Origin of the sequence: Apilactobacillus timberlakei, assembly GCF_002993965.1 — a bacterium.
GTDB classification, from domain to species: Bacteria; Bacillota; Bacilli; order Lactobacillales; family Lactobacillaceae; genus Apilactobacillus; species Apilactobacillus timberlakei.
In genome coordinates, this window is the sequence record NZ_POST01000004.1 from 67875 (window position 1) to 84324 (window position 16450).

General features: G+C 32.6%; 13 protein-coding genes and 1 tRNA gene. 12 read left to right on the plus strand and 2 right to left on the minus strand.

The annotated features are described in order from the left end of the window. Positions 1–11: 11 nt before the first annotated feature. The 3 genes from uvrA (at position 12) to whiA (ending at position 4945) form a co-directional block, all read left to right on the plus strand. Entirely contained in the window at positions 12–2864 is a 2853-nt protein-coding gene (gene uvrA / locus C7N71_RS05670) for an excinuclease ABC subunit UvrA (protein WP_105988156.1), read from the plus strand. Between the two features lie 125 nt (positions 2865–2989). After that, on the plus strand, positions 2990–3988 hold the full coding sequence (locus tag C7N71_RS05675; RefSeq protein WP_105988157.1) for a gluconeogenesis factor YvcK family protein: 999 nt from the start codon (positions 2990–2992) through the stop codon (positions 3986–3988). Positions 3989–3991: 3 nt separating this feature from the next. Next, positions 3992–4945 carry a DNA-binding protein WhiA gene (gene whiA, locus C7N71_RS05680; protein WP_105988158.1) on the plus strand — a complete coding sequence of 318 codons (954 nt, stop codon included), beginning with the start codon at positions 3992–3994 and terminating at the stop codon, positions 4943–4945. 51 nt (positions 4946–4996) lie between these two features. On the opposite strand, the gene clpP is transcribed toward whiA, so the two are convergent. Together clpP and C7N71_RS05690 are read right to left on the minus strand one after the other, a co-directional pair. After that, entirely contained in the window at positions 4997–5590 is a 594-nt protein-coding gene (gene clpP, locus C7N71_RS05685; RefSeq protein ID WP_105964924.1) for an ATP-dependent Clp endopeptidase proteolytic subunit ClpP, read from the minus strand. A 92-nt stretch (positions 5591–5682) separates the two neighbouring features. Beyond that, positions 5683–5754, minus strand: a tRNA-Arg gene (locus tag C7N71_RS05690). Positions 5755–6008: 254 nt separating this feature from the next. Between C7N71_RS05690 and gap the strand changes: the two genes are divergently transcribed. From gap to C7N71_RS05735, 9 genes are all read left to right on the plus strand, one after another. Continuing rightward, a complete protein-coding gene (gene gap, locus C7N71_RS05695) occupies positions 6009–7019 on the plus strand; it encodes a type I glyceraldehyde-3-phosphate dehydrogenase (RefSeq protein ID WP_105964923.1) in 1011 nt (336 codons plus the stop codon). 158 nt (positions 7020–7177) lie between these two features. Then, positions 7178–8392 carry a phosphoglycerate kinase gene (locus tag C7N71_RS05700; protein WP_105988159.1) on the plus strand — a complete coding sequence of 405 codons (1215 nt, stop codon included), beginning with the start codon at positions 7178–7180 and terminating at the stop codon, positions 8390–8392. Between the two features lie 151 nt (positions 8393–8543). After that, positions 8544–9299: a triose-phosphate isomerase gene (gene tpiA, locus C7N71_RS05705; RefSeq protein ID WP_105988160.1), complete on the plus strand. Its 756-nt coding sequence runs from the start codon at positions 8544–8546 to the stop codon at positions 9297–9299. A gap of 103 nt (positions 9300–9402) precedes the next feature. Beyond that, positions 9403–10722 carry a phosphopyruvate hydratase gene (gene eno / locus C7N71_RS05710; protein ID WP_105957080.1) on the plus strand — a complete coding sequence of 440 codons (1320 nt, stop codon included), beginning with the start codon at positions 9403–9405 and terminating at the stop codon, positions 10720–10722. 105 nt (positions 10723–10827) lie between these two features. Beyond that, positions 10828–12354, plus strand: a complete 1527-nt coding sequence (locus C7N71_RS05715) for a ClC family H(+)/Cl(-) exchange transporter (RefSeq protein WP_225361890.1) — start codon at positions 10828–10830, stop codon at positions 12352–12354. A gap of 102 nt (positions 12355–12456) precedes the next feature. Continuing rightward, entirely contained in the window at positions 12457–12696 is a 240-nt protein-coding gene (secG, locus tag C7N71_RS05720) for a preprotein translocase subunit SecG (protein ID WP_105957082.1), read from the plus strand. Positions 12697–12837: 141 nt separating this feature from the next. Beyond that, positions 12838–15165: a ribonuclease R gene (gene rnr, locus C7N71_RS05725; protein ID WP_105988162.1), complete on the plus strand. Its 2328-nt coding sequence runs from the start codon at positions 12838–12840 to the stop codon at positions 15163–15165. Between the two features lie 28 nt (positions 15166–15193). Beyond that, complete coding sequence (gene smpB / locus C7N71_RS05730; RefSeq protein WP_105988163.1) at positions 15194–15667, plus strand: SsrA-binding protein SmpB; 474 nt, start codon at positions 15194–15196, stop codon at positions 15665–15667. Positions 15668–15760: 93 nt separating this feature from the next. Next, positions 15761–16450, plus strand: coding sequence for a uracil-DNA glycosylase (locus tag C7N71_RS05735; protein WP_105988164.1), 690 nt, complete (start codon positions 15761–15763; stop codon positions 16448–16450).

Below are 16450 nucleotides of genomic sequence, written 5' to 3' on the forward strand. Positions count from 1 at the left end.
GGAGTGATTTCTTGCCAAACGATAAAATTATTATTAAGGGTGCTCGTGCTCATAATTTAAAAAATATTAATGTTTCAATTCCTAAAAATAAATTAACGGTAATGACAGGACTATCTGGATCTGGTAAAAGTTCTTTAGCTTTTGATACTTTGTATGCTGAAGGACAACGCCGTTATGTTGAAAGTTTATCATCATATGCTAGACAATTTTTAGGCCAAATGGACAAGCCAGATGTGGATTCTATTGAGGGATTAAGTCCAGCAATTGCGATTGATCAAAAAACAACTTCTCATAATCCTCGTTCTACTGTAGGAACCGTTACTGAAATTAATGATTATTTTAGACTTCTATGGGCTCGCGTTGGAACCCCTATTTGTCCTAACGACGGAACTAAGATTACTCGTCAATCCATTGATCAAATGATCGATGAAATTATGGCATTACCAGAACGTACTAAATTACAAATTCTTTCACCAGTCGTGCGTGAAGAACGCGGTCAACATAAAAAGACTTTTGAAAAGATTCAAAGAGAAGGCTTTGTTCGTTATCGTGTTGACGGTGAAGTCCATGAGTTAGGCGATGGAGTAGAATTAGAGAAAAATAAGCGTCATAATATTGATATTGTTATTGATAGAATTATTGTAAAAGATGGCATTAAGTCAAGACTATCTGATTCTCTAGAAACTGCGCTAAGATTAAGTGGTGGTTATGCAGTCGCTGATTTAATGGGACATGGAGATAATCTCATTTTTTCAGAACATTATGCATGTCCTTTATGTGGTTTTACCATTAGCGAATTAGAACCTCGTTTATTTTCATTTAATTCTCCAATTGGTGCCTGTCCTGATTGTGATGGATTAGGAATGAAATTAGAAGTAGACGAAAGTCTAGTTATTCCTGATCAGAATAAAACTCTAAATGAAGGCGCAATTGAACCATGGAACCCAATTAGTTCTAAGTTTTATCCAAGCTTATTGGATCAAGCTTGCCATGCTTTTAAAATTGATATGGATACGCCTTTCAAAAAATTACCTAAGAAGCAACGTGATATTATTTTAAATGGCTCTAAAGGAAAAGAATTTCATTTTCACTTTGATAGTAATTTCGGTGGTGTACGTGATACTGATGCACCATTTGAGGGGGTCTTAAATAATATCGATCGTCGCTATCATAGTACTAATAGTGATTTTACCCGTGAGCAAATGCGTAAATATATGACAGAATTAACATGTCAAAATTGTCATGGCTTACGTTTAAATCGTGAAGCTTTAAGTGTGAAAATTAATGGTGAAAATATTAGTGAAGTTACTAATCTAGACATCAATAAAGAATTAGACTTCTTTAAATCTTTAACATTTGGCGAAAAAGATACCGTAATTGCAAAACCAATTTTAAAAGAAATTATTGATCGTTTGTCTTTCTTAAAAAATGTTGGTTTAGATTATCTAACATTGTCTAGAAATGCAGGAACTTTGTCTGGTGGTGAATCACAAAGAATTCGCTTAGCTACTCAGATTGGTTCTAACTTATCGGGTGTTTTATATGTGTTAGATGAACCATCCATTGGATTGCATCAACGTGACAATGATCGTTTGATTAGTTCATTGAAATCAATGCGTGATTTAGGCAATACTTTAGTGGTAGTTGAACATGGTGAAGACACGATGGAAGCTGCTGATTATATTGTAGATATTGGACCAGGTGCTGGTGCTAATGGTGGTAAAGTAATGGCTGTTGGAACACCAAAAGAAATTGCCAACAATGATAATTCTTTGACTGGTCAATATTTATCTGGAAATAAATTTATTCCAGTACCATTGAAACGTAGAAAAGGTAATAAAAAACATATTAAAGTTAAAGGTGCTGCTGAAAATAACTTAAAGAATGTTGATGTTGATATTCCATTAGGTGAATTTAATGTTGTTACTGGAGTTTCTGGTTCTGGTAAATCAACTTTAATTAATCGTGTTTTGAAACGAGCCTTAGCACAAAAAATAAATAATAATTCAGAAAAGCCCGGTAAATACAAGTCTATTTCAGGTTATAAGAATATTGATAAGTTAATTAATATTGATCAAAGCCCAATTGGGAGAACTCCACGTAGTAATCCTGCCACTTATACGGGTGTTTTTGACGATATTCGTGAACTATTTGCTGAAACTAATGAAGCTAAATTAAGAGGATATCAAAAAGGTCGCTTTAGTTTTAACGTTAAAGGTGGACGTTGTGAAACTTGCCATGGGGATGGGATTCTAAAAATTGAAATGAATTTTTTACCTGACGTTTATGTACCTTGTGAAGTTTGTCATGGTAAACGTTATAATAATGAAACGCTTGAAGTGGAATATAAAGGTAAAAATATTGCTGATGTTTTGGATATGACAGTTAAAGAAGCTTTATCATTCTTTGAAGCAATGCCTAAAATTACAAGAAAACTTAAAACCATTGATGAAGTTGGTTTAGGTTATGTTAAATTAGGTCAATCAGCCACAACTTTATCTGGTGGTGAGGCACAACGAATGAAATTAGCTGCTGAATTATACAAAAAATCAGCTGGTAATAACTTATATATTTTGGATGAACCAACTATTGGTTTACACACCGATGATATTAAGCGTTTATTAGTGGTTCTACATGAATTAGTCGATCAAGGTAATACAGTCTTAATTATTGAACATAATTTGGATGTTATTAAGACTGCTGATAATATAATTGATTTAGGACCAGAAGGTGGTGAAGGTGGCGGTAATATTATTGCTACTGGAACTCCTGAAGAAATTATCAAACAAAAAGATAGTTATACTGGTCAATATTTAGCTCTAGTTTTAAAACGTGATACTAAAAGAACTAAAATGAATAAATAAAATAAAAAAGAGTCTAAGACTCTTTTTTATTTTATTTATAAATGACACGCCCGGGTATGTGTGTTAAAATATCATGAGTTATTATATTGAACGAATAAATTGTTAAAGAAAGGCGGGAACATTTAATGAGTAATGATTTAAATAACCGTCCTAAAATTGTAGTTATCGGTGGTGGAACCGGACTACCAGTTATATTAAAAAGTTTAAAAGAAAAAAATGTTGATATTACAGCTATCGTGACAGTTGCCGATGATGGAGGTTCTTCTGGTAAAATTCGCAATTATATGGATGTGGTACCTCCAGGTGATATTCGTAACGTATTAGTTTCTTTGTCAGAATTACCTAAGCTAGAATTAGATTTGTTTCAATATCGTTTTAATAACGGTGATGAATTTTTATCTGGTCATTCGATTGGTAATTTAATTATTGCAGCTCTAACAGAGATGAAAGATGGGGTTAATAATGCAGTTGAAATTATTAGTAATATGATGAAAGTTAATGGACATGTTTATCCGGCCTCTAGTCAAGATTTACAATTATGTGCTGAATTTTATGATGGTACTAAAATGGCTGGTGAATATGAGATTACTTATGCCAATAAGAATATTAAACGTGTGTGGGTAGAAAATATTAGTAGCAATGAGCAACCCAAAACTAATCAAAAAGTAATTGACGCGATTATGAATGCTGATCAAATCGTTTTAGGACCTGGAAGTTTATTTACTAGTATTTTGCCAAATTTAATGATTGAAAACTTAGGACATGCAGTTATTGCTTCACCAGCTAAGGTAGTTTATATATGTAATATCATGACACAAAAGGGTGAAACTGATCACTTTACAGATGCTGATCATGTAAAAGTTTTAAATCGTCATTTGGGATGTAATTTTATTAATGTTGTTTTAGTAAACAATGCATCAATTCCTAATAACTATATTGATAAAATAAAATGGAATGAAATATCTAAACAAGTTACCCATGATGAAGCTGGCCTTGAACAACAGCATTGTAAAGTCATTCAAGATAACTTTTTAAAGTTATCTGATGATTGTGCTTTTCATAATGGAAAATTAGTATCTGATACGTTAATTAAACTAATAAACAACAAAGATTGGAGTGATTAATAATTGTCATATGCAAGTGAAGTAAAAAAAGAGTTAACCACTCTAGAAGTTCATAAGAAAAATGCTAAGGCCGAATTAATGGCTTTAATTCGAATGAATGGTTCAATTTCTCTATCTTCAAATAGAGTGTTATTAAATATTCAAACTGAAAATCCTGCAATTGCTCGTAGAATTTATAGTTTAATTTTGAAATTCTATGATGTAGAAAGTAAATTAGTTGTTCGTAAAAAGATGAAGTTAAATAAAAATAACATTTATATAGTAAGAATTATGTATCAAGTTAAGGAAATTCTTGATGATTTAAAAATATTCGATAATTATCAAATTGTTGAAACAGTGCCAACCAAACTTTTAAATAGTGATTCTCAAGTGAGATCATATTTAAGAGGAGCTTTTTTAGCTAGTGGATCTGTTAACAACCCCGAAACTTCTCGTTACCATTTAGAAATATACTCATTATATGAAGAACACAATGATATGATTTCTGAAATGATGAATAATTACGGCCTTAATTCTAGAACTACTGAACGTAGAAGTGGCTATATAACTTATTTAAAGGAAGCCGAAAAAATTGCTAATTTCTTACAATTAATTGGTGCCACTAACGCAATGTTAAAATTTGAAGATGTAAGAATTATGCGTGATATGCGTAATTCTGTTAATCGTTTAGTTAATTGTGAAAATGCTAATATGAATAAAGTTGCCAATGCATCAACAAGACAATTGACAAGTATTCAATATATAGCTAATACAGTTGGTTTGAAACAATTGCCAAAAAAACTTTATGATGTGGCAGTTACCAGGATTCAAAAGCCAGAAGTGAGCTTGAAGGAATTAAGCGATTCTTTACCTGATGGTAGTATTTCTAAATCAGGGATTAATCATCGTTTAAGAAAAATAAATGAATTCGCTGATAGAATTAAGAAAGAGGCTGAAGAGAAAGCGGCTGAAACATAAAAAAAGCATCTGGAATTATTCCAGATGCTTTTTTATTAACAATAAATTATATTATTTCTTTTCTGAACTATTTTTCATAATTGCATCAATTAAACCATAATCAACTGATTCTTGAGCACTTAAGTAATGATCACGTTCAGTATCATGATTAATTTTTTCAATTGATTGACCAGAATTTTCAGCCAAAATTTCATTAATCATATGACGAGTCTTTAGTATTGATTCAGCAGCAATCTCAATTTCGGTTTGTTGACCTTGAGCACCACCAGATGGTTGGTGAATTAATACTTCTGAGTGTGGTAGAGCAAAACGTTTACCCTTAGTACCAGATGAAGCTAAAACACTGGCCATTGATGCAGCCATACCCATTACAATGGTTTGAACATCTGCTTTAATAAATTTCATAGTATCATAAATTGCCATTCCGGCAGTTACAACACCACCAGGAGAATTTATATATAAGTAGATATCTTTATCAGAGTCTTGGGCATCAAGGAATAATAATTGGGCAATTACTGTATTTGCCATATTATCTTCGATAGGACCTGATAACATAATGATACGATCTTTTAATAATCTTGAGTAAATGTCATATGCACGTTCACCATTAGATGATTGTTCAATGACTGTTGGGACTAAATTCATATTGCTTCCTCCCCATAATTAATTTCATTTTAAAAGCTGTAACCAATTCTATATTATTGGTCAATCAAGGTCAAACGATTTGTTTAATATAATGCACTTGAAGGGAATCGAACCCTTAACTTAAGAACCGGAATCTTATGTGCTATCCATTACACTACAAGTGCATAAAATTACTATAAATGAATAAGCTATAAAATTCAAGATAACTATTTTAACTATTGATTTGCAAAGTAAAAACACGATTGATATACTGAATTTGTGGAGATTAATGCTATTTTATTTACAAATAATTATTATAAATTAATAATGAAAATTATTTTAAATTAGTTAGCCAGTTTTATAGACTATTACTTGAAAAAGTAGTAACATTAGCTCTGTACGTAGTACTTAAATTTATTTCTCTAGGAGGAAAACAGTTATGACTGTAAAAATTGGTATTAACGGTTTTGGTCGTATTGGTCGTTTGGCTTTCAAACGTATCAACGAACTAAACTCAGATGAAATTGAAGTTGCTGCTATCAATGATTTAACAACTCCTTCAATGTTAGCTTACTTATTAAAATATGATTCAACACATGGTAAATTCCCTGGTGAAGTTTCATCAACTGATAAAGGAATTGTTGTTGACGGTAAGGAAATCCCAGTTTACGCTGAAAAGAACGCCGCTGACCTTCCATGGGTTAAAAATGATGGTGTTGACTTTGTACTAGAATGTACAGGTTTCTACACTTCAGAAGAAAAATCACAAGCTCACTTAGACGCTGGTGCAAAACGTGTCTTGATTTCAGCTCCTGCTGGTCAAATTAAGACTGTTGTTCCTGGTGTTAACTTAGATACATTGAACTCAGATGACAAAATTGTTTCAGCTGGTTCATGTACTACAAGTTGTTTAGCACCTATGGCTTACTTTTTAAACAAAGACTTCGGTCTTAAAGCAGGTACTATGACAACTATTCATGCCTTTACTTCTACTCAAGCTATCTTAGATGGTCCTCGTGGTAAGAAGTTCAGAAACAACCGTACTGCTTCAGTAAACACTATTCCTCATTCAAGTGGTGCTGCTAAAGCTATTGGTTTAGTAATTCCTGAATTAAATGGTCATTTACAAGGTCACGCACAACGTGTTGGTGTTGTTGATGGTTCATTAACAGAATTAGTTTCTGTATTAGACAAGAATGTTACTGCTGATGAAATCAATGAATCAATGAAGAAATATGCTAAAGACAATGATGCCTTCGGTTACACTGAAGACCCAATTGTTTCAACTGATATTATTGATGATTCACATGGTTCAGTATTTGATCCAGGTCAAACTGAAATCACAGCAAATGGTGACACTCAATTAGTTAAGACTGTTGCTTGGTACGATAACGAATGGGGCTTTACTTGCAACATGGTTCGTACTTTATTACACTTTGCTGAACTTTAATATTAAATTAATGCTTTTATAGCAAACAAAGGTGGAGGAGGCATTTGCCTCCTCCATTTTTTATAAAATATTTTTCATTATTCTTTAAAAAAAGATCTAAATGAATTATATTTAATATGTGATTTATAATAACAATTTTTTTGAGGAGGTCGTCTAAATTGGCTAAGACAGTTGTTTCTGATTTAGATTTAAATGGCAAAAAAGTTTTAATGCGTGTCGACTTCAACGTTCCTGTGAAAGATGGCGTTGTTGGTGATACTAGTCGTATTGTTGGTGCTATTCCAACAATTAAATATGTAATTGAACATGGTGGTAAAGCCGTGTTATTTTCTCACTTAGGTCGTATTAAGAGTGAAGATGATAAAGAAGCATTATCATTACGTCCAGTTGCTGAAAAGTTATCTGAATTAATTAATAAACCTGTAACTTTTGTTCCTGAAACAGAAGGTAAAAAACTAGAAGATACTGTTAACAATATGAGTGATGGAGATATTGTTTTAGTTCAAAATACTCGTTATGAAGATGTTGTTGATGGTGAAAACGTAAAACGTGAATCCAAAAATGATCCTAAGCTAGGCCAATACTGGGCTTCATTAGGTGATTGCTTCGTAAACGATGCATTTGGTACTGCTCATCGTGAACATGCTTCAAATGTTGGTATTGCACGTGCAATGGAAGCTAATAATAAACCAGTAGCTGCTGGATTCTTAATTGAAAAAGAAATTAAGTTTATTGGTGGTGCTGTTAACGATCCTAAACGTCCATTTGTTGCCATTCTTGGTGGTGCAAAGGTTTCTGATAAGATCGGTGTTATTGATAACTTACTAGGTAAAGCTGATAAAATTATTATCGGTGGTGGAATGACTTATACATTCTATGCTGCTAAAGGTTACTCAATTGGTAACTCACTTGTTGAAAAAGACAAGATTGATACCGCTAAAGAAATCTTACAAAAGGGTGGCGACAAAATCGTCCTACCTATTGATTCTGTAGTTGCTCCTGAATTCAAGAATGATGCACCTACTGAAGTTGTTACTGATAATATTCCTGATGGCCAAATGGCTTTAGACATTGGTCCTAAGAGTATCAAACTATTCGAAGATGTATTAAGAGATGCTAAAACAGTTGTTTGGAATGGACCTATGGGTGTATTTGAAATGAGTAACTTTGCTAAAGGTACTCTAGCTGTTGGTAAATTCTTAGGTGAATTAAAAGATGCTACTACTGTTGTTGGTGGTGGTGATTCAACTGCTGCTGTTAACCAATTAGGCGTTGCTGATAAATTATCACACGTTTCAACTGGTGGTGGAGCTTCACTAGAATACATGGAAGGTAAAACTTTACCAGGTATTGCCGCAATTACTGATAAATAAAGAATTCTTTCTAAAAGAGCTCGATATTTTATATCGAACTCTTTTTTTTATTTATGATAAAATTGAATTACTTAATTTATTTTACCTGAGTGGTATCATTGATTATAAAGATTAATATTTAATTTTATTAAATATTGAGGGGGAAATAATAATGAGGACTCCTTTTATAGTGGGTAATTGGAAAATGAATTTAACTCTTGAAGAAGCTAAGAGCTTTTTAGATCAAATTACTAACAAATTACCTGATAGTAACCAAGTTGAGTGTGCAATTGCAGCATCACCAATATTTTTAGAGACTTTAACTAAATATTGTGAAAATAGTCCTTTAAAATCATCTGCTGAAAATTGTTTCTATAAAGATAAAGGGGCTTATACTGGTGAGGTTAGTCCTTATGCTTTATCTGAGATGGGGGTTAATTACGTTATGCTTGGCCACTCAGAAAGGCGTAAATATTTTAATGAGACCAATAGAACCGTAAATAAAAAAGTAAAAGCTGTACTACAAAACCATATGATTCCAATTATTTGTTGTGATGAAACGATGACCAAACAAAAAAACGATGATCATATGGATTGGGTAGTTAATCCAGTTGCAGAATCATTGAATGGTGTTTCATCTAGGGATGCACAAAATGTAGTAATTGGATATGAACCTAGTTGGGCAATTGGCACTGGTAAATCTGCTAGTGTTTCAGAAACACAAGAAGCTTGTTGTTTAATTAGAAAAACAATCGCTGAACTATACGATGAAAAAGTGGCTAATCAAGTCAGAATATTATATGGTGGTAGCGTTAATGACAAAAATGTACAAGAATTAATGCAACAAAAAGATGTTGATGGTGTTTTAGCAGGAACTGCTAGTTTAAAGCCCAAAGAATTTTTAAAAATTGTTAATTATTCAAAATAATTCGCTTTTTATAAGGAGTTTGTATTGAAAGTTTGTCTTTAAAATAATAAAATGAAAGTAGCCTTGATTCTGAGGTAACAACTTTCATTAAGGAGAGAATAAAATGTCAATTATTTCAGATATTTATGCTCGAGAAGTATTAGATTCTCGTGGAAATCCTACAGTTGAAGTAGAACTATATACTGAAGCAGGTGCAATGGGTCGTGGAATCGTACCTTCAGGTGCATCTACTGGTGAACACGAAGCCGTTGAATTACGTGATGGTGATAAAAACCGTTACATGGGTAAGGGTGTTACTAAGGCTGTTAACAACGTTAATAACATTATTGCTAAAGAAATTGTTGGTTATGACGTAACTGATCAATTAGCTATTGACCAAGCTATGATCAAATTAGATGGTACACCTACTAAAGGTAAGTTAGGTGCTAACGCTATTTTAGGTGTTTCATTAGCTGCTGCACGTGCTGCTGCTGATGAATTAGGTGTTCCATTATATAACTATCTTGGTGGTTTTAATGCTCATGTATTACCTACTCCAATGATGAACGTTATCAATGGTGGTGAACATGCTAATAACAAGGTTGACTTCCAAGAATTTATGATTATGCCTGTTGGTGCTGAAACTGTTAAAGAAGCTATCCGTATGGGTTCTGAAACATTCCACAATTTAAAGGCTATCTTAAACGAAAAGGGTTACTCAACTGCTGTAGGTGACGAAGGTGGTTTTGCTCCTGATTTGAAGAACAATGAAGAACCATTTGAAATCTTAGTAGAAGCAATCCAACGTGCTGGTTACAAGCCAGGTAAAGATGTATCAATTGCATTTGACTGTGCTGCATCAGAATTCTATGATGCTGATACTAAGAAGTACAACTTAGTAGGTGATGGTAAATCATACTCTGCTGATGAATTTGTTACATTACTAGAACAATTAGTAGACAAATACCCAATTATTTCAATCGAAGATCCATTGGATGAAAACGAATGGGAAGATTGGCAAATGGCTACTAAACGCTTAGGTAAGAAAGTTCAAATCGTTGGTGATGACTTATTCGTAACTAACACTGACTACTTACGTAAGGGTATCAAGATGGGAGTTTCAAACTCAATCTTAATTAAACTTAACCAAATCGGTACTTTAACTGAAACTGTTAACGCTGTACAAATGGCTAAGGAAGCTGGATACACAGCTATCATTTCACACCGTTCTGGTGAAACTGAAGATACTACAATTTCTGACTTAGTTGTTGCTATGAATGCTGGTCAAATTAAGACTGGTTCAATGAGTCGTGGTGAACGTATTGCTAAGTACAACCAATTAATGAGAATTGAAGATCAATTAGGTTCAGTTGCTCAATACAAGGGTGTACACTCATTCTACAACTTAAGTGAAGAAGCACGTAATAACATCATTAATAAGTAATTTTGTTATTCATAATAATAAAAAGCATTAGGCATTTTATGTTTAATGCTTTTTTTATTTTAATTATGGTATGATTAAATTATCATAGTTTAAGGGGAAATTGATTTGAAAAAGGATAATGTTAAACGCTTCAAATCAGTGTTATATGGAGCTTTAATTGGAGTTTTAGTTGGATTCTTTATTAGTATCTTTAGAATATCAATTGAATTCTTATCTGGAATATTATTAAAAATATCCATGTATGCTAATCATAATTTTTTATCTTTAATATTATTAATAGCTATTAATTTACTATTTGCAATTATTACTTATCAACTAATATTATCCAATTCTGATATTAAAGGATCAGGAATTCCACAAGTCGAGGGTCAACTCGCTGGAGAAATTGATTATAAATGGCTACCTGTATTTATAAAAAAATTTATCGGTGGTGTTTTATCTATTTCCAGTGGCTTATTTCTTGGTAGGGAAGGACCTTCAATTCAGTTAGGTGCTACCTTAGCACAAGGAATAGCTAAAATTACTCATAAAATTGGTGTTGATAGAAAAATAATGATTTCTGGTGGAGCAGCAGCTGGGTTATCTGCAGCATTTAATGCGCCTATTGCTAGTACTTTATTTGTTTTAGAAGAAATTTATCATAATTTTTCTACTCTAGTTTGGACTGTTGCATTGTCAGCAGCAGTTGCATCTAATTTTGTTTCAACAGCTATTTTTGGGAAAACGCCAGTTTTACATATGCAGTATTTTCATGTTATTCCACTACATATATATCCCTATTTAATTGGGTTAGGTATATTTTTAGGATTCTTTGGTAAAATTTATGAATTCTTTACCATTAATATTGGTAAATGGTATTCTAAAATTAAATTTTTGCCACAATGGATTTTTTCGATTATTCCTTTTATATTAGTAATACCAATTGAAATGTTTGTCCCTAAGGTTTCTGGCGGTGGCAGTACATTAGTTTTGATGCTTGCTAGTCAATCACCAGCAATATCAGCATTGATTTTTTACTTTTTATTACGTTTTATTTTTTCAACTATATCATATGGAACTGGTACTCCGGGGGGCATATTTTTACCGATGCTTTCTTTAGGTGCTATTTTAGGTGCCTTATATGCAAAAATATTAATTAATTTTAATTTAATGCCATCATATTTATTTGTTAATTTTATCATTGTTTCAATGAGTGCATATTTTGCTTGTATTAGTAAATCACCTTTTACAGCGATATTATTAATTACTGAAATGGTTGGTTCTTTGCAAAACTTAATGGCTTTATCATTTGTGACTTTAGTAGCATATATAGTTTCTGACTTAATGAATAGTAAGCCAATTTATGATGAAATGTTAAATAATTTACTGGATCCGCAAAAACAAAGTAATCTTGGCGAATTGTTTACAATTAACTATTCCGTATTTGTGGGATGTGAAATTGATGGTAAAATGGTTAAAAATATTTCTTGGCCTAACGATACGATTTTAAGCTCAATTGATCGAAATGATAAAGAAATTATTCCCAATGGTTCTACGATAATTAAAGCAGGGGATAATTTGAAATTATCAACCAATTATAAAAATCGTGGTTATGTACATTCTTATATGGATAAACTGGTAGCTAATGGTTGATAAAATTTATTACTAATTGGAAAGATTTACTTTATATGATAAACTAAAACATAAAGCTATCAATTATTGATTTAAAACCTATTTTAGGTAGGAGGCAACGAATTGTATAATTTATTAATGGATATAATTTGGATTGACAGTGTTTTAATAATCATTGCCGTATTAATGCAACCAGCTAAAACTAATAATGATGCAATGTCATCATTGAGTGGTGGAGCTGATGACTTGTTTGCTGGCTCAAAGCCTCGTGGTTTTGAAGCCTTTATGCAGAAAGTTACTGTTGTTTTGTTAATTATCTTTTTTGCGTCTGCATTAGCCTTGGTATGGCTATCATCGCATTAAAAAGAATGACTCCTGTAAAATTTACAGGGTCTTTTTTTATATTTAGTTAATAAAAGATAGTATAAAAATGTTAAAATGACTTATAGAAGTATGGCGGAATTTGATTAAGTTCAAAAATAATAAATTAATGAGGAATCGATATTGGAAGATAATAATTTAAAAAATGAAGTCCAAGCGGTTTTAAACAAGTTTCCTAGTCAAACATTTGCTGTTGAAGAAATTGCTGATGAACTAGGCTATCATGGTGCTAATGCATTTACTCTCATCGTGCAAACACTTGCTGTCTTGGAAAGAGAAAAAACTGTAATTGTTACCGAAGAAGGTAATTTCAAATTTAATGAAGAAAATGAAAAATTAGAAGGTGTTTTTCATTCAAACCCCAAAGGTTTCGGCTTTGTTAATTATGATGATGATTTAGACGACGCCTTTATTGCTCCAGGAAATACTATGAATGCAATGAATGGTGATACTGTTGAAATCAAAATTGTAAGAAAAGGTGACCAAAATTCAGGTAAGGGTCCTGAAGGTAAAATTGTAGACATCATTGAAAGAAACTATGAACAAGTAGTTGGTGAATTTACTCGTACTGATGATGATCAAGGATATATTGGTCAAGTTAAGTTAAAAGAAAAGAAATTAATTAACTATAAATTCTATGTTGTTGGTGTAGGTTTGAAACCAACACCAGGAGAAGTTGTTACTGCTGAAATCACTGAATATCCAAATGAAGATCATCCTGATTACATGGTAGGAATTGCAAAAGAAGTAATTGGTAGTGTTGATGATCCCGGTATTGATATTTTACAAATTGTGTACGCTCATAATATTCCATCACAATTTCCAGAAGATGTTTTACAAGAAGCCGATGCCATTCCAGAGGAAATTAGTGAATCAGAAATGAAGGGTCGCGAAGATATTACTGATCAAAATTTAGTTACTATTGATGGTGAGTCTTCTAAAGACTTGGATGACGCTGTTACTGCATGGAAATTACCAAATGGTAACTATCATTTAGGTGTTCACATTGCTGATGTATCACACTATGTTAAACCAGGTAGTTTATTAGATGAAGAAGCATATAAACGTGGAACTTCAGTTTATTTAACTGACCGAGTTATCCCAATGTTACCTCGTCGCTTATCTAATGGTATTTGTTCATTGAATGAAGGACAATTGAGACTATGTATGAGTTGTGATATGGAAATTAATCCTGAAGGACATGTTGTTAAACATCGTATTCATCCTAGTGTTATGAAATCAACTGCCAGAATGACATATAAAGCTGTTAATGACATTTTGGAATCAGACGACGAAAAAACTAAAGAAAAGTATTCCCGTTTGGTTCCAATGTTTAAAACTATGGGCGAACTACACAAAATATTATATAAACAACGTCGCCGTCGTGGTGCTATTGATTTTGATGATAATGAAGCAGAAATTATCGTTGATGATAATGGACACCCAATTGATATTCAAGTTCGTGTCCGTGGTTTAGCAGAAAAAATGATTGAATCATTTATGTTAGCTGCCAATGAAACTGTTGCAAAGAACTATTGTCAAAAGCATGTACCGTTTATTTATCGTGTCCATGAAACTCCTGATGGTGACAGAGTTAAGAACTTCTTTGAATTCTTAAGTGCATTTGGTATTGATATTAAGGGTGATCCAGATCACTTAAAACCTAAGATGTTACAAAATGTTCTAAAGAAAGTTGCTGGTAAGCCTGAAGAAGCTGCAGTGTCAGTCATGATGTTACGTAGTTTGAAGCAAGCTAGATATACTGACCAACCATTAGGTCATTTTGGATTAGGTGCTGAATATTATACTCACTTTACATCACCAATTAGAAGATATCCTGATACTATGGTTCACCGTTTGATTCATCATTATGAAGATAATGGAATGGGTAAGGCAGCTAAAGAAAAATATGGTAACTTACTAGAAGAAATTTCAGTACATTCATCTAAATGTGAACGTCGTGAAGTAGATGCTGAACGTGATACTGATGCAATGAAGAAAGCTGAATACATGGCTGATCATGTTGGTGAAGAATTTGATGCAACTGTTAGTTCAGTCTTGAAATTTGGAATGTTTATTGAATTGCCAAATACGGTAGAAGGATTAGTTCATATTAGTCGTATGAAAGATGATTACTATGAATATATTGAAAAATTCTTAGCGTTAGTTGGACGTAATACACATCGTACTTACCGTATTGGACAACCAGTTCGTGTTAAAGTTGTTAATGTTGATGTTGACCAAAGTGCAGTAGATTTCGATATTGTAAATCCACAGGATACACCAATGTCTAAATTAAGACCTGAACATAAGAATAATGGTTCTCGCGGTGGCAATAGACGTAAACGTCGTAATGACGATAAAAAGGGTCGCGGAAAATTCAACGGTAAACGTTCTAATAGAAGCGATAATCATAAAAACAATCATAGAAGATCTAATCATAAGCGTTAATTATCCTAGATCTTAGAGGTGATTTTAAATGGCTAAGAAGAAACAAAATGCGAAAAACGCTAATCTAATGGCTCAAAATAGAAAGGCCAGACATGATTATCGTGTTTTGCAAACTTACGAAGCAGGAATTGCTTTAACAGGAACTGAAATTAAGTCCGTTAGAGCACATCGAGTAAACTTAAAAGATGGATTTGCTCAAATTCGTAATGGACAAGCTACTTTGATGAATGTTCACATTAGTGAATATACACAAGGTAATCAATTTAATCATGATCCATTACGTAACCGTAAGTTACTTTTGCATAAACAAGAAATTAAACGATTAGCACGTGAAACTGATAAAAAAGGAATTACTCTAATTCCTCTAAAAATGTATATTAAGCGTGGCTTTGCTAAAGTTTTAATGGGTGTCGCTGAAGGAAAACATGAGTATGATAAGCGAAATACAATTAAGAAACGTGATCAACAACGTGAAATTTCTCGTGTAATGAAACATTATTAACTATAAATAAAAGCACTTCCTATTTTGGGAGTGCTTTTTTGTAAATGTAATTTGGATATTAATTGTGATAAAATTAATATGAGGTGTTTAAACATGAAACCTTTTATTCATAATGATTGGTGGGAAGTTTTACAACCAGAATTTGAAAAAAGTTATTACCAAAATTTAAGAAAATTTTTAGTTAATGAATACAATCACTATGATATTCATCCGGCAGCTGGTAAAATTTATGAAGCTTTTGAATGGACACCATTTAGTAAAGTGAAAGTGGTTATTTTAGGTCAAGATCCTTATCACGAACCTAATCAAGCTCATGGATTAAGCTTTTCAGTTATGCCAGGTGTTAAGTTACCGCCATCATTACGTAATATTTATAAAGAATTACAAGATGACTTAGGAATAAAGCCAGTTAATCATGGCTATTTAGAAAAATGGGCTAAACAAGGAGTTTTGTTATTAAACTCTGTTTTGACAGTTAGAAATGGTCAAGCTTTTTCCCATAAAGGTAAAGGCTGGGAACAGTTGACAGATGCTGCAATTAAAAAGTTATCAGCACGTCCAGAACCCGTTATCTTTATATTGTGGGGTGGAGCAGCTCGTTCTAAAATTAAACTAATTAATACTGATACTAATATTGTCATTCAATCTGCTCATCCTAGTCCATTGTCTGCATATCGTGGATTTTTTGGCTCTAAGCCGTTTTCTAAGACTAATGATGCTTTAAAAGCATTGGGAGAACAGCCAATTGATTGGCAATTACCAGAACATGTATCAATGAAATGA

Excerpts from the sequence above, each read along its gene's own strand:
- C7N71_RS05675 (WP_105988157.1), top strand. The coding sequence starts at position 2,990 with ATGAGTAATGATTTAAATAACCGTCCTAAAATTGTAGTTATCGGTGGT.
- clpP (WP_105964924.1), bottom strand. The coding sequence starts at position 5,590 with ATGAATTTAGTCCCAACAGTCATTGAACAATCATCTAATGGTGAACGT.
- gap (WP_105964923.1), top strand. The coding sequence starts at position 6,009 with ATGACTGTAAAAATTGGTATTAACGGTTTTGGTCGTATTGGTCGTTTG.
- tpiA (WP_105988160.1), top strand. The coding sequence starts at position 8,544 with ATGAGGACTCCTTTTATAGTGGGTAATTGGAAAATGAATTTAACTCTT.
- eno (WP_105957080.1), top strand. The coding sequence starts at position 9,403 with ATGTCAATTATTTCAGATATTTATGCTCGAGAAGTATTAGATTCTCGT.
- smpB (WP_105988163.1), top strand. The coding sequence starts at position 15,194 with ATGGCTAAGAAGAAACAAAATGCGAAAAACGCTAATCTAATGGCTCAA.
- C7N71_RS05735 (WP_105988164.1), top strand. The coding sequence starts at position 15,761 with ATGAAACCTTTTATTCATAATGATTGGTGGGAAGTTTTACAACCAGAA.